General features: G+C 64.3%; 13 protein-coding genes. 12 read left to right on the forward strand and 1 reads right to left on the reverse strand.

What is annotated here, in order from left to right; all coding sequences use genetic code 11:
- Positions 1 to 629: 629 nt before the first annotated feature.
- Positions 630 to 1,487 (reverse strand): IclR family transcriptional regulator, encoded by an 858-nt coding sequence (locus ACS5Q1_RS40425; protein ID WP_473103525.1) that lies wholly within the window; start codon positions 1,485 to 1,487, stop codon positions 630 to 632.
- A 173-nt stretch (positions 1,488 to 1,660) separates the two neighbouring features.
- Here ACS5Q1_RS40425 and ACS5Q1_RS40430 point away from each other — a divergent pair, with 173 nt between their 5' ends.
- The 12 genes from ACS5Q1_RS40430 (at position 1,661) to dld (ending at position 14,641) form a co-directional block, all read left to right on the forward strand.
- On the forward strand, positions 1,661 to 2,680 hold the full coding sequence (locus ACS5Q1_RS40430) for a TRAP transporter substrate-binding protein (RefSeq protein ID WP_473103516.1): 1,020 nt from the start codon (positions 1,661 to 1,663) through the stop codon (positions 2,678 to 2,680).
- A gap of 113 nt (positions 2,681 to 2,793) precedes the next feature.
- Positions 2,794 to 4,665 carry a TRAP transporter large permease gene (locus ACS5Q1_RS40435; protein WP_473103517.1) on the forward strand — a complete coding sequence of 624 codons (1,872 nt, stop codon included), beginning with the start codon at positions 2,794 to 2,796 and terminating at the stop codon, positions 4,663 to 4,665.
- A 90-nt stretch (positions 4,666 to 4,755) separates the two neighbouring features.
- A complete protein-coding gene (locus ACS5Q1_RS40440) occupies positions 4,756 to 5,925 on the forward strand; it encodes an acetyl-CoA acetyltransferase (protein WP_473103518.1) in 1,170 nt (389 codons plus the stop codon).
- Entirely contained in the window at positions 5,922 to 7,559 is a 1,638-nt protein-coding gene (locus tag ACS5Q1_RS40445) for an acyl-CoA synthetase (protein ID WP_473103519.1), read from the forward strand. Before ACS5Q1_RS40440 ends, ACS5Q1_RS40445 begins: the two co-directional genes overlap by 4 nt.
- Before the next feature lie 56 nt (positions 7,560 to 7,615).
- Positions 7,616 to 8,410, forward strand: coding sequence for an SDR family NAD(P)-dependent oxidoreductase (locus ACS5Q1_RS40450; RefSeq protein ID WP_473103520.1), 795 nt, complete (start codon positions 7,616 to 7,618; stop codon positions 8,408 to 8,410).
- An 11-nt stretch (positions 8,411 to 8,421) separates the two neighbouring features.
- Positions 8,422 to 8,964, forward strand: a complete 543-nt coding sequence (locus ACS5Q1_RS40455) for a gamma carbonic anhydrase family protein (RefSeq protein WP_473103521.1) — start codon at positions 8,422 to 8,424, stop codon at positions 8,962 to 8,964.
- Positions 8,964 to 9,518 (forward strand): DNA-binding protein, encoded by a 555-nt coding sequence (locus ACS5Q1_RS40460; protein WP_036360289.1) that lies wholly within the window; start codon positions 8,964 to 8,966, stop codon positions 9,516 to 9,518. The genes ACS5Q1_RS40455 and ACS5Q1_RS40460 overlap by 1 nt, the downstream gene beginning before the upstream one ends.
- Positions 9,511 to 9,903, forward strand: a complete 393-nt coding sequence (locus tag ACS5Q1_RS40465) for a PPC domain-containing DNA-binding protein (protein WP_036360287.1) — start codon at positions 9,511 to 9,513, stop codon at positions 9,901 to 9,903. Before ACS5Q1_RS40460 ends, ACS5Q1_RS40465 begins: the two co-directional genes overlap by 8 nt.
- Before the next feature lie 62 nt (positions 9,904 to 9,965).
- Positions 9,966 to 10,769, forward strand: a complete 804-nt coding sequence (locus tag ACS5Q1_RS40470) for a glucose 1-dehydrogenase (protein ID WP_036360285.1) — start codon at positions 9,966 to 9,968, stop codon at positions 10,767 to 10,769.
- Between the two features lie 12 nt (positions 10,770 to 10,781).
- Positions 10,782 to 11,663 carry an alpha/beta fold hydrolase gene (locus ACS5Q1_RS40475; RefSeq protein WP_473103522.1) on the forward strand — a complete coding sequence of 294 codons (882 nt, stop codon included), beginning with the start codon at positions 10,782 to 10,784 and terminating at the stop codon, positions 11,661 to 11,663.
- Positions 11,664 to 11,681: 18 nt separating this feature from the next.
- The gene (locus ACS5Q1_RS40480) at positions 11,682 to 12,548 is read left to right on the forward strand and encodes a PCC domain-containing protein (RefSeq protein WP_473103523.1); all 867 of its coding nucleotides are present in this window, start codon (positions 11,682 to 11,684) and stop codon (positions 12,546 to 12,548) included.
- Between the two features lie 200 nt (positions 12,549 to 12,748).
- Positions 12,749 to 14,641, forward strand: coding sequence for a D-lactate dehydrogenase (gene dld, locus ACS5Q1_RS40485; protein ID WP_473103524.1), 1,893 nt, complete (start codon positions 12,749 to 12,751; stop codon positions 14,639 to 14,641).
- The last annotated feature ends 335 nt before the right edge of the window (positions 14,642 to 14,976 follow it).

Below are 14,976 nucleotides of genomic sequence, written 5' to 3' on the forward strand. Positions count from 1 at the left end.
GCCGATGTCGATGCCAAGGGTGGCAACTTGCTGAAGCGGAGCTTTGGGCATGGCTCAAATCCTCGTGCTGGGCGCCCCTGATGAAGGGTGCGCCGGTAAGCACGGCCGGTCCATCCCATTAGCTGACTATCCATCCTAGGGCTCAGACAGTACGGGGCAGTGCCGTCGTCTAGTTTGTTCAGTTTGCGATGGGAGCCTTGCACCACGCTTATCATCAGAAGCTCCTGATCAGGCACGGCGCCGTACAGCTTGAGCTAGGGGTTGGGCGGACCAGCTTTCACGCCGCAGCGGCAGCGCATCGAGGATAGCAGCGATTTGCAGGATGGTTCCCGCCCCATCGAGCACCGTCCAAGGCACCAGCACTCGCCGGTCGTAGCTGCTGCCTCATGCTATGCTCATGCTATGTAAGTGAGCCAAGGCGGATGGAGCCACCTCGGCCATAATCGCCCTGAGTGTCCTGGCCTCCGTCGACGCGCAGCTCGTCACCGCCCGTCTAGCCCCGCCACCCCGCAGTGCAGTGTGTGGATGCTCGGGCAGACACCGGCAAGGTCCTCAGCACCCGCAGGCAGTGGCGCCATGAGGTCTCGGTAGTAAGGGAATCGTGGAAGCGGGCGGCAGCATGCCCAGGCCTATCTGACCTTCTTCCTAGACGGTCTGTCGGCGGTGCCGACCTCGCTCAAGCGCATCTCTATCCAGGTCGCTTCCTTCTTCAGGAGCGGGACGATCTCCCGCTGGCGGACTTCGCTCAACCGGCTTTCGATCGCCGCAATGGAGAGAGCACCGATCGGTCGGCCATCCGCCCCACGGATGGGAACCCCGACGGCCCACGAGCTCGGGAGCAGCAGGCCTGGATTCAGCGCGTAACCCTTCGCCCGGGTTTCCTGGACGAGCTTACGGAGTACGGGCGGCGGATGGTGGGGATATTTCTCAGCCAAGACCTCCGCGTTCGCAGCCAGGACTTCCTCCACCTCGTGGTCCGGCAAGGCAGACAGCAGGGCAAGACTTCCGGCTCCGACACCCAGAGGGTGGCGGTCGCCGGCGTGAAGCGCATGGACTCGGATCGGGTACGGCCCTTCCTCCCGATGGACGCAGATGGAGTAGAGGCCTCGCGGGACCGAAAGGAAGGCCGTGTCGCCAGTTTCCTGGCTCAGCCGCACGAGAGACCGGAGAGAGATCGGATGGATGCCAAAGCGAGCGCTTGCGAGAGTGCCCAGAACATAGATCTCCGGTCCGATGTAGTAGCGTCGCGTTTCTGGGTCCTGGTCGAGAAGGCCTGCCCGTACCAGGGCGAGAAGCATCCGCCGGACGGTCGGCTTGGGAAGATCGCACTGCTCGACAAGCTCCGAGAGGCGGCCACCCGACGGCCCCGCCCGACCAACGAGGAGGAGCAGGGTGGCGGCACGGTCGATGCTTTGAGCGCCGCTGGCAGCGGCAGCGCCGATTGCCTGCACGGCCTTCCTGGCTGAAGTGCTCCTTACATGTTCCATCATGTGGACCTCTCGGGCTTGCCTGACGTGTTATCCCTAGGGAAAACATTAAGCGTTTGACAATTTATAATCCAGCGTTCTTCTTGATCCGAGAAAACAAGAAGGTCCATCGCATGGACCCCGGACGTTCCGAGGAAACGCACAGGTCCCGTGTGACCTGCCAGGAGGTTTATATGATCATCTCTCGTCGCCGTCTGCTCATCGCCGGCTCGACCGCATTCGCAGGCGGGGTTGTCGGAGCGCCGTTCATCGCCCGCGCCCAGCAGGCCGAGTTCACCTACAAGTACGCGAACAACCTGCCGACCGCGCATCCCATGAACGTGCGGGCCCAGGAAATGGCTGCGTCCATCAAGGCCGAGACCAACGGCCGGTTTGACTTGCAAATCTTCCCCAGCAACCAGCTCGGCTCCGACACCGACACGCTGAGCCAGGTACGCTCGGGCGGCGTCGAGTTCTTCACCCTGTCGGGCCTGATCCTGTCCACGCTCGTACCGGCCGCCTCCATCAACGGGGTGGGCTTCGCCTTCCCGGACTACGCTTCGGTCTGGAAGGCCATGGACGGGGACCTGGGCGCCTATGTCCGCCAGCAGATCGCCAAGGTGAACCTCGTTGTCATGGACAAGATCTGGGACAACGGCTTCCGACAGACCACGTCGTCGTCGAAGCCGATCAACACGCCCGACGACCTGAAGGGCTTCAAGATCCGGGTGCCGGTCTCGCCGCTCTGGACGTCCATGTACAAGGCGTTCGAGGCTGCGCCCACCTCGATCAACTTCAACGAGACCTATACCGCGCTTCAGACTAAGGTCGTCGACGGGCAGGAGAACCCGCTGGCGATCATCTCGACCGCGAAGCTGTACGAGGTGCAAAAGTACCTCTCCATGACCAACCACATGTGGGACGGCTTCTGGTTCCTGGGCAACCGGCGCGCCTGGGAGCGGCTGCCGCAGGATGTCCGCACCATCGTCGCCAAGCACATCAACGCCGCGGCCGAGAAGGAGCGCGAGGACGTGGCCAAGCTCAACGCCGGCCTCCAGCAGGAGCTCGCCGCGAAGGGCATGGTTGTCAACCAGCCCGATCCGGCGCCGTTCCGCGACAAGCTGCGCAAGGCCGGGTTCTATAGCGAATGGAAGGGCAAGTACGGTGACGAGGCCTGGGCGATCCTCGAGAAGTCCGTCGGCACCCTGGCGTAAGGCGTCCGTGTCAGCGATCACGCCGCTGCTTTCGAGGTTGCAGGGTCATCCCATCCGTGGATGACCCTCCCTCCGTCGGACGTGATCCCCGCAAACCCATAGGAACGTTGGATATGACTTCCTCCGCACATGTACTCGCCGCGCCGGAATCCGTGCCCATTGTCGAGAGCGACGTGCGGCCGGGCTCCCGCCTTCTCAGGCCCTTCGAAATCGTTTCGTCGGCCCTGCTCGTCGCCATCATAGTCCTGCTGCTGGCAGGCGTGATTTCCCGCTACGTATTCTCGCTCCCGGTGGTGTGGATCGATGAGGTCGCGTCGCTGTGCTTCCTGTGGCTCGCGATGCTCGGGTCCGCGATCGCGCTCGACCGCAACGAGCACCTCAGGCTGACACTGTTTCTACACATGATGCCGGAGCGGGCACAGCGGTTCGTGGAGACCTTCGGGCTTCTGGTGGTCGCCTCCTTCCTTCTGTCGCTGGTCGCCCCGGCCTTCGACTATGCGATGGAGGAGTGGTACATCACCACCGCCGCACTGGAGATCCCGAACACCTTCCGCGCGGCCGCCATTCCCTTCGGCATGGTTGCCATGCTGGGCATCGTGCTTGCATATGCCCTCCGGATCTCAACTTGGCGCGACCTGATCGTCTCGGCCCTCGTGCTTGCCGTGATCGCCGGCCTGCTGTGGTACTTCTCGCCCTCCCTCGTCAGGCTCGGCAATGCCAAGATCGTTCTCTTCCTCGTCGTATTCGTCGCGGCGTGCCTCGTCGCCGGCGTTCCCATCGCGTTCTGCTTCGGCATCGGCACGCTGAGCTACCTTGCCTTCGCGACGCAGGTCCCGACCTTCGTCATGATCGGCCGCATGGATGAGGGCATGTCCGGCCTCATCCTGCTGTCGGTTCCGATCTTCGTCTTCTTGGGCTGCATCCTCGATGCCACCGGCATGGGCAAGGCCATCATCGACTTCCTGGCGTCGCTGCTCGGCCATGTTCGCGCCGGCATGTCCTACGTGCTGCTCGGCTCGCTCTTCGTGGTCTCGGGCATTTCCGGCTCCAAGGTCTCCGACATGGCCACGGTCGCCCCGGCGCTGTTCCCGGAGATGAAGCGTCGCGGCCATAGCCCGCGGGAGATGATCGCGCTGCTCGCGACGGGAGCTGCCATGGCCGATACCGTGCCGCCCAGCATCGTCCTGATCGTGCTAGGCTCTGTCGCAGGCGTTTCCATTGCGGGCCTGTTCACCAGCGGCATCGTGGTCGCCATGGTCCTGCTCGCGGTCCTGGCGATCCTGGCTCGTTGGAAGAGCCGGCACGAAGACATGTCCAGGGTGCGGCGGGCACCGCTCTCCCTGATGGGCCGCACTCTCCTCGTTGCGGCGCCTGCCCTCGTTCTGCCGTTCCTCATCCGCAGCACGGTGGCCGGCGGTGTCGCGACGGCAACCGAGGTGTCGACTATTGCGGTGATCTATGCCCTGTTCGTCGGCATTGTCCTCTACGGCGGCATCGGTTGGCGCACGTTTTACGCCATGCTCGTGGAGACGGCGGCTCTCACCGGATCCATCCTGCTGATCCTCGGCACCGCCCTTGCGATGGCGTGGGCGATCACGCAGGCCGGCGTTGCCCAGAGCCTCGCGACGTTCATGACGGGGCTGCCCGGCGGCTGGCTCTCGTTCATGGCCGTGACCATCGTGGTCTTCCTGATCCTGGGCAGCGTGCTCGAGGGACTGCCCGCCATCGTGCTCATGGCTCCGCTCATGTTCCCGATCGCGAAGAACCTCGGGATCAACGACATCCACTATGCGATGGTCATGGTCACGGCAATGAACATCGGCCTGATGGCGCCGCCGATTGGCGTGGGCTTCTATCTCGCCTGCAAGATCGGCAACGTCCCGCCGGACGAAGCCATCGGCGCGATCTGGCCGTACCTCGTGGCGCTGCTCGTGGGTCTCGTCATCATCGCCACGGTGCCCTGGATCTCGATCGGGCTCCTATAACTACAGCCGTCGGGCGACCCGAAGGGGCCGCCTGACCAAGACGCGTAAGACAACACCATTTGATGATCACTAATTGAAGGAATTGCAGATATGGCACGTGCTTGCATCGTTGGCTGGGCCCATACGCCCTTCGGCAAGTTGGAAGATCCCGATGTCGAGAGCCTGATGGCCCGGGTTTCGGGCGAGGCCCTCGCTCACGCCGGGGTTGGACCTGAGGACGTCGACGGGATCTATGTCGGCGTCATGAACAACGGCTTCTCGAAGCAGGGCTTCGAGGCGGCCCAGGTTGCACTCGATCAGCCGGCTCTCGCCTACGTTCCCGCGACCCGCGTGGAGAATGCCTGCGCGACGGGATCGGCCGCGATCTACACGGCTCTCGACTTCATCGAGAGCGGACGCGGCCGCATCGCTCTCGTCGTCGGGGCTGAGAAGATGACCGCCAAGCCCGTGGTCGAGACCAGCGATATCCTGCTGAGCGCCTCCTACAGGAAGGAAGAGGCCGACATCGATGGCGGCTTCGCCGGCGTGTTCGGCCGGATCGCCCAAAACTACTTCCAGCGCTACGGCGACCGCAGCGAGGAGCTTGCCCGCATCTCCGCCAAGAACCACAAAAACGGCGTTGCAAATCCTTACGCGCAGATGCGGCGCGACTTCGGCTTCGAGTTCTGCAATGTCGTGTCCGACAAGAACCCTTATGTGGCGGCGCCCCTGCGGCGGACCGACTGCTCGCTGATCTCCGACGGGGCGGCGGCTCTCGTCGTGGCCGACGAGGAAACCGCTGAGCTCCTCCAGCAGGCAATCGCCTTCCGCACCCGCCAGCATGTCAATGACATCCTGCCGCTCTCGCGGCGTGACCCGACGGCCTTCGCCGGTGCGCGGATGGCTTGGGAGAAGGCGCGCGCAGGTGCCGGAGTCACCTTGGACGATCTCGACTTCGTCGAGACCCATGACTGCTTCACCATCGCCGAACTCATCGAATACGAGGCAATGGGACTCGCCGCTCCAGGAGAAGGCTACCGGGTCGTTCGTGAAGGCACTGCACAGAAGGACGGCCGCCTGCCGATCAACCCCTCCGGCGGCCTCAAGTCAAAGGGCCACCCGATCGGCGCCACCGGCGTGTCGTTGCACGTCATGGCCTGCCTCCAGCTCATGAATCAAGCCGGCGACATGCAGATCCCGGATGCGAAGCTCGCGGGCGTCTTCAACATGGGCGGCGCGGCCGTCGCCAACTACGTATCCATCCTGGAGCGACGCAAATGACGAGCCTCGATCAAGCTCCTGCGGGCGGCGTTGCGCCGGTCTCCAAGCGAGTTATGAACCTCTCCCACTTCCTGCGTCAGGCGGCGCGGCGATATGGCGGCGAGATCGGCTTTGTCCGGGGCGAGGAAACCTGGACCTGGGCCGACCTCGACCGCCGTGTGGACGCCATGGCGGCGGCGCTGGCGGCCCGGGGCGTGAGGAAGGGCGACCGCATCCTGGTGCAGTCCAAGAACGGCAACCAGATGTTCGAGTCGATGTTCGCCTGCTTCCGGATCGGTGCCGTTTGGGTGCCGACGAACTACCGTCAGACACCGGGCGAGGTGGCCTACCTCGCCCAGTCGAGCGGCGCCTCCGCGATGATCTGCCATTGCGATTTCCCGGAGCACGTCGCGGCCGCGCGCGAGGCCGCTCCGGACATCCGCTTCGTCGTCTCCATCGGGGCGTCAGAATTCGGCGAGGATTACGATGCCCTCGTCGCACAGCACTCCGGGAAGGGCATACCGATGGCGTCCGTCGAGCACGACGATCCGTGCTGGTTCTTCTACACGTCGGGCACGACGGGACGTCCCAAGGCTGCCGTTCTCACCCATGGCCAGATGGCTTTCGTGATCACGAACCATCTCTGCGACCTGATGCCGGGCACCACGCATCGGGACGCTTCCCTGGTCCTGGCCCCGCTCTCGCACGGGGCAGGCATCCACCAGCTCGTGCAAGTGGCGCGGGGTGTCAAGACCGTCCTGCTCAAGAGCGACCGGTTCGACGCTGACGAGGCATGGGGGCTGGTCGCGCATTGGCGCATCACCAACATGTTCACGGTGCCCACCATCGTGAAGATGCTGACCGAGCATCCTTCAGTCGACGCGCACGATCACTCGTCCCTGCGCTACGTGATCTACGCGGGAGCGCCCATGTACCGGGAGGACCAGAAGCACGCGCTGAAAAAGCTCGGGAAGGTTCTGGTCCAGTACTTTGGGCTCGGCGAGGTCACCGGGAACATCACCGTGCTCCCGCCTGCTCTCCACGAGACCGAGGATGCACCCGGCGTGAAGGTCGGCACCTGCGGCTACGAGCGGACAGGCATGCAGGTTTCGATTCAGGACGACCAGGGCCGCGAGCTCAACACAGGGGAGACAGGGGAGATCTGCGTCTGCGGTCCGGCCGTGTTCGCGGGCTACTACGACAACCCGGAAGCCAACGCGAAGGCCTTCCGCGACGGCTGGTTCCGCACCGGCGATCTGGGCCACCTCGACGAGGAAGGATTCCTCTACATCACGGGGCGTGCCTCCGACATGTACATATCGGGCGGCTCGAACGTCTACCCGCGCGAAACGGAGGAGAAGATCCTGACCCACCCGGCAATCGCGGAGGTCGCCATCCTCGGCGTGCCAGACAAGACTTGGGGTGAGGTTGGTGTGGCGGTCTGCGTACTGCGGCCGAATGCTACCCTCAACGAGCCGGAACTCCTGGCGTGGCTGGAGGGCAAGGTCGCCCGCTACAAGCTTCCGAAGCGCGTGTTCTTCTGGGATGCCCTGCCCAAGTCGGCCTACGGCAAGATCACCAAGAAGGACGTCCGAGCGGAACTCGAGGCGCGCGGCTGCCTGCCGCTCGACCAAGCCGCTCAGGCCTCGGCCTGAGCCGAGACGGCATCCTTTCCCGAAGGACGATTGGACCCACCGCAGGAGAGGCGGACATGAATCAAGAGCAGACGGTACTGGTGACCGGAGGAGCGTCGGGCATCGGCCTTGCGGTCGTTGAGGCGATCCTCGCGGAGGATTGGCGCGTTGTCGTCGCGGACCTGGATCAGGAAAGCCTCAGTCGGTGCCGCGCCTTGCTCGGGGCACCTGACGACCGCGTGCGGTACGAGCAGATGAACGTCGCGGACGAGGACGCTGTCGTCCGCGCGATCGCGGCCTGCGAGGCAGAGTTCGGATCACTGACGGGAGTTGTCAATTCGGCTGGCATCGGGCGTGACGTTCCGGCCCTCGACACGAGCGTCGAGCTCTTCCGGAAGATGCTGGAGGTCAACCTGATCGGCAGCTTCGTGGTCTCGCGGGAGGCGGCCAGGCACATGCGCACCCGTGGCGCAGGATCAATCATCAACATCGCCTCCGTTTCGGGGATCAAGGGCAACAAGGGACGAGTCGCCTATGGCGCATCCAAGGGAGGCGTGCTCACGATGACCAAGGTCATGGCGGTCGAGCTCGCGTCCGCCGGCATTCGGGTGAACGCGATCGCTCCCGGTCCGATCGAGACGCCGCTCGTGCAGGAGATCCATACACCGGAGGTGCGGGCCGCCTGGATGACGACCGTGCCACAGCGGCGTTATGGATCGCCGGCCGAGATCGCCGGGGCGGCCATTTTCCTCCTCGACGATCGCAAGTCCAGCTACGTCACCGGCCAGACGATCTGCGTCGATGGCGGCTTCACGACCGCGGGCATCATCGGCGAGCCGTCCGCCGCTTTCGATCCGCCTGTCCAGGCATAGAAGGCTCAAACATGACCCATTTGTTCTCCCTTGCTGAAACGGCACCTGTCCTTCCCTCGGAGGGCGAATACTGGATTGCCCCAGGCGCCGTTCTGATCGGCAACGTTCGCCTTAAGCGCGAGGCCAGCATCTGGTTCGGCACGGTGTTGCGGGCCGACGACGACATCATCGAGATCGGCGAACGCAGCAATGTCCAGGACGGCTGCGTGCTCCATGTCGATCCCGGATATCCGCTGACGATCGGCGAGGACTGCACGATCGGCCACAAGGTGATGCTGCATGGCTGCACGATCGGCTCGAACACCTTGATCGGCATGAACTCAACCATCCTCAACGGAGCGCGGATCGGCCGGAACTGCCTGATCGGCGCGAACACGCTGATCACCGAGAACAAGGTCATCCCCGACAATTCACTCGTCATGGGTGCCCCGGGCCGTGTCATTCGGGAGATCGATGATGCCGGGGTGCAGAACCTGACCGAGGGAGCGGCCCTTTATGTCAGGCGCTGGCGTCGGTACGTGCGTGAGCTGGCACCTGCCTCCGGAGGTTTCTGATGAAGCGGGTAATCACGACGCAGTTGCCCCGACCGCGTACTCTGATCCACCCCGGCCGGTTCAACCCGGTTCGCATCCAAAGCCTTCGCTCGTCCAAGGGGCGGCATGTCCGACTGGCGCTCCTGCCCGGCGTGAGCCTTTTCGACGGCCTCGTGAAGCCACTGGCGGACATCGGGATCACGTCTGCCTCGACGACAATCCTCGGCGGCTATTTCGAGGGCCTTCAGTATTGCGTCGCGCCTCCCGATCAGCAGGGGCAGGCCGTGATCGCCTATTCCAAGCCGATACCCGCCGGCCGCACGTACATGATCTTCGGCAATGCGACGCTGGGAAAGAGCATCAACGGCTCGCCGCTCGTGCATTGCCATGCCGCGATCCGCACCGAAAGCGGTGAGGTCAAGGGTGGTCACATCCTGACGGAGACCTGCATCGTCAGCCGCGATCCAATCCCGGTTCTCGTCACCTCGCTCGATGAATTCGAACTCCGGCAGGCCTACGATCCCGAGACGAACATTCCGCTTCTTCAACCATACAAGGAAACGACCAATGGGTGAGATGATCGCTGTCGAGAACGGCTCAATGGGCCGTGTGGCCTACGCGAGGATCGCTCCCAACGAGGATCTCGTCCAGGGCGTGGAGAAGCTGTGTCTCGCTGAGGGCTTCAGAAACGCATTCGTGCGCGGTGCGCTGGGCAGCCTCGTGGATGCCTGCATGGGCACGATCGACGGCAAGTACCTCCAGATCCAGGGTCCGGCCGTGGAAATCGTCAGCCTGGCGGGCGAGGTGCGTCCGGGCGAGGACGGCTCGCTCAGGGCAGCACTCACGGGCGTCGTGGCGGACCCGGAGGGGAATGTCTACGGCGGACCTTTCGTCGCCGGCTTGAACCCGATCTGCATGACGTTCGAGGTCACCCTCGAGGAGTGGCTTCCTGCGAAGTGAACGGCATGGCGCCGCGGCGGCCGCGCCTGCGGCTCTGGCACTGGGAAATGGAGCGGAGATCAATGGCTGATCGTCTGAAGGGCAAGACCGCCATCGTGTTCGGGGCAGGGTCCTCGGGGCCGGGATGGGGAAACGGCAAGGCTGCCGCCGCCGCCTATGCACGGGAAGGGGCCCGTGTAGCCTGCATCGACCTGGTACAGGAAGCCGCGCAGGAAACCGCGTCCATCATCGCGAGCGAAGGCGGTGAGGCCATTGCCGTCGCGGCGGACGTCACCGATACGGGTTCGGTCGAGAGCGCGGTCGCGCAGGTCATTGCGGGTTTCGGGCGGATCGACATCCTGCACAACAACGTGGGCGTGACCCATATGGGCGGCCCGGTCGAGCTGACCGAGCAGCAGTTCGAGGCGGCGGTGAAGCTGAACCTCGGGCCCGTCTACCGCACGGCGAAGGCGATCATTCCGCACATGCTGCGCCAGGGCGGCGGAGCCATCGTCAACATCTCCTCCCTCGCCGCGATCCGTTGGACGGGCTATCCGTATTTCGCCTACTACGCCACCAAGGCGGCAGTGAATCAGGCGACGGTGGCGCTGGCCATGCAATACGCCCGCCAGGGCATCCGCGCCAACTGCATCATGCCCGGCTTGATCGACACGCCTCTGATCTACAAGCAGATCTCCGGACAATATGCGACGGTGGAGGAGATGGTGGCGGCCCGGAACGCAGCCGTCCCGGTCGGACGCATGGGAACGGCCTGGGATATCGCCAACGCTGCCGTGTTCCTGGCATCGGACGAGGCGCAGTTCATCACCGGAATCTGCCTTCCCGTGGACGGCGGACAGAGCTGCGCCGTCTCCGAGTTCCACTGACGGGGTGTTGTTATGCCATTTGCAACCACGAGCGACGGCGTACGGCTCTTCCACGAATCCGCCGGGCAGGGCACGCCGATCGTCTTCGTCCACGAGTTCGGCGGGAACCACTGGAGCTGGGAGCCCCAGGTCAGCTATTTCTCCCGCCGTCATCAGGTCATCACCTACGCAGCGCGGGGCTATCCGCCGTCCGACATTCCCGACGATGTGGAGATGTACTCACAGGCGCGAGCCGCCGACGACATCATCGACGTGATGAGTGCGGCAGGGATCGGGAAGGCCCACATCGTCGGTCTCTCCATGGGCGCATTCGCCTGCCTGCATGCTGCCCTGCGTCACCCGGACCGCATCCTCTCGGCTGTCGTCGCCGGGGCGGGCTATGGCTCCGAGAAAGAACATCAGGAAGCGTTCCGCCGGAACTCCGAGCAGGTTGCAAGGGGCTTCGAGGAGCGGGGTGCCGAAGGATTTGCCCCTCTCTACGCCGAGAGTGCATCCCGGGTGCAGTTCCAGGACAAGGATCCCCGCGGCTGGTGGCTGTTCGCCGAAAGGCTCGCGAAGCATTCCGCGCAAGGCGCCGCCAACACCATGCGCGGCGTCCAGATGCGGCGTCCATCGCTGTACGATCTGGAGGCCGAACTGGGAGCGATGCAGGTTCCCCTGCTGGTGGTCGTGGGCGATGAGGACGATCACTCGATCCAGCCGGGGATCTTCCTGAAGCGGACCGTTCCGCGCTCCGGCCTGACCATATTCCCGAAATCGGGCCATACCCTGAACCTGGAGGAGCCGGCCTTGTTCAACCGCATGATGGCGGAATTCATCGCCCAGGTCGAAGCCGGTCGCTGGGGACCTCGCGATCCCCGGGCCGATCCCCGGCAAATCATGCGGGCGGATTGACGAATGCCGATGCCCGACATGAGACACATCCATCACCCGGGTCCGGTTGTTCTGGAGCGCACGACGGCGGTCACCGGCAGGGCGGTACCGCTGCGTTTCGTGCTCGAGCCAGGCGATGCCGTGGACGTGGCCATCGCCAAGGGGTTCGCGGATCGCGGCTGCATCGGAGGCTTCGTGATGTTGCGGGGCGGGACATGCGATCCCTTCAGGTACGTCATGCCGGCCGCATCGCCGGACGGCCGTCATGCCGCCTGGTACAGCGGCACCTTCGCGCCTGAGGGGCCGGTCAGGATCGAGCGCGCCGGCACCATCGTCGGCTGGCGGGACGGCAAGCCCTTCGTCCACTGCCACGGGATCTGGAACACTCTGGAGGGCACGCGGATGGGCCACCTGCTGGGGCCGGATACCCGCGTGACGGAGTCCATTGAGGCGATCGGGATCGGGTTGGAAGCGGTCACTTTCAAGGCGCTGCCCGACCCCGAGACGGACTTCATCCTGTTCGAACCCGTGACGGTCTCCGCGGACACGGCAGGGCGCGCAGGCGCCCGCGCGCTGCTGGCGAAGGTGCGGCCCAATGCGGACATCTGCACCGCCATCGGGGACATCTGCCTGAGCCATGGGTTCGAAAGGGCGGATGTCTATGGCATCGGCAGCCTCAACGGGGTCCGCTACGCGGATGGTGGCCGCGTGGAGGCGTACGCGACGGAGGTGCTGATCCGCGAGGGCTGGGTGGAGAGCGTTCACGGTCGACCATCGACGTCCCTCGACGTCGATGTGGTCGACATGGACGGCAGAATTTCCTCCGGGACCCTCGTCCCCGGGGACAATCCGGTCTGCATAACCTTCGAGGTGGTCATCGTCGAGCTGGATGGGCCCCGCGACTGACGACGGCGCGACGGGCGGCGTCAAGCTACGCCTGCGCGGGCGAACGAATGACCAAGTGTCGGTCCGGGTCGGAAGCAATGCCGCCCCCTGCGTTGACGGAGCTGCATGTCCGGGTACGGTCCATCGATCCTTGGCGGTCGGTCTGGTGGGCACCTGCCTCAGAACCGTCAACGGCAGGTCGCGTAAGAACTGGAGAAACCATGCTTCATTCAACCCCAGGACCCGATCCCTCTCCGTCGCGGCAGGCATTTGTCCCGTCTGAGCGTGCGCAGACGGCGCACACGGACGACTTCCTTGCCGGGCTGCGGGCGATCGTCGGTCGGCGCCATGTCCTGACGCGCCCGAGCCAGACGCGGCGCTTCCGCACCGGATACCGCTTCGGCGGCGGCCGCGTACTGGCGGTGATCAGGCCGGGCAACCTGGTCGAGCAGTGGCTGGTGCTGCAAGCCTGCGTCCGGGCCGACAAGGTCGTGATCATGCAGGCGGCCAACACTGGCCTGACCGGCGGCTCCACGCCGGATGGCGACGAGTACGATCGCGATGTCGTCCTGATCAACGCCATGCGCATCAAGGTGGTCCATCTGATCGATGGCGGCCGGCAGGTACTATGCCTGCCCGGTGCGACGCTCGACCAGCTCGAGAAAGTGCTGAAGCCACTCGGCCGGGAGCCGCATTCCGTCATCGGCTCATCGTGTCTGGGGGCTTCGGTCCTGGGCGGGATCTGCAACAACTCCGGTGGCGCGCTGGTTCGCCGAGGACCGGCCTTCACCCAATTGGCGCTGTTCGCGCAAGTCGATGCCGACGGGCAGCTTCGTCTCGTCAACCACCTCGGGATCAGGTTGGGCGGGGCGCCGGAGGAGGTGCTCGGCCGCCTTGACCGCTGGGAGGTTGAGGACGAGGCGGTCGAGGACGACCGGACCCTCTGGGCCTCAGACCGGGAATATGCCAATCATGTCCGCGAAATCGACGCGGATACACCAGCCCGCTTCAACGCCGACCCCCGCAGGCTCCATGAGGCGTCCGGGTGCGCGGGAAAGCTTGCAGTCTTTGCGGTGCGTCTCGACACGTTCCCGGCAGACACTGCGACCAAGGTCTTCTACATCGGGACCAACAGCGTCGATGAACTGGCCGAGATCCGGCGGCGCATCCTGGGAACCTTCGAGAACCTTCCCATTGCCGGCGAGTATGTCCATCGCACGGCATTCGATGTCGCCGAGCGATACGGCAAGGACACGTTCCTGCTGATCCGTGCCCTCGGTACCGCGCGCCTGCCCGCGTTCTTCGCACTGAAGTCGAGGTTCGACGAGTTCGCCAGCCGTTCCAGCTTCCTGCCGTCGCACCTGAGCGACCGATTGCTCCAGGCGGCAAGTGGCCTGTTCCCAAGTCACCTGCCGCGGAGGATGAAGGATTTCCGTGATCGGTACGAGCACCATCTGCTGCTGAAGGTTAGCGTTGAGGGCATTGAGGAAACACGACACTTCCTCGAAGGCTGCTTCGGAACGGGTAACGGCGACTTCTTCGAATGCGACGCCGTAGAGGGGAGTGCGGCCTTCCTGCATCGTTTCGCCGTCGCCGGAGCTGCCGTCCGGTATCGCGCCGTGCATCACAGGGAGGTGGAGGACATCGTCGCCCTCGACATCGCGCTCAGGCGCAACGACCGGGACTGGTTCGAGACGCTTCCCGCCGACGTCGACGGCGGGATCGTTCACAAGCTCTACTACGGCCATTTCCTCTGTCACGTCTTCCATCAGGACTACGTCGTGCGCAAGGGCGAGGACTGCTTGGCCATGGAGCATCGGATGTGGGCACTGCTCGACGAACGCAAGGCCGAGTATCCAGCCGAACACAATGTCGGTCACCTGTACCCCGCGAAGCCGGCGATGCAGGCGTTCTTCCGCACTCTTGATCCGTGCAACGCGTTCAACCCGGGCATAGGCCAGACATCGAAATGCATGCATTGGCGTCTGGGCAACGCACTGGCCTCATCTGCGACTGGGATGTCCGGTGAGGCCGCAGTCACCGCAGCCGGCCGGACATGGATCGCAGACGATCCGGGTCAGGAGTCCGATGGGCGGAAAGCCCAGGAGTTCTGACACGTCTGGGCTGCATGCAGTGTCCATACCCATTCGCGGAGCCGCATCCGTAAACCGGAACCGCTCTTGATAGCAATTTCCGGACGAAGCTGGATCGTCTGCTCATGGCACTTCTCGGAATTAAGCCGAAGGTCGGCTTAGGGCAGAAACAGTGGACGTTCCTGAAAGCCAGGGATCGCCGCTGGATGCCCGGAAGCTGAGCATGCGGATTCCGACGCAATCCGTCCATGTGTACCGACTTGAAGTCGTCCACGATTCCGATTTGATCCCGTCCGCCCTTCCGACTTGAAGCCGTCCATCCTTCCGATTTGATCCCGTCCAGGGATCGGTCTGAA

It is taken from the genome of Microvirga sp. GN3, assembly GCF_055792825.1.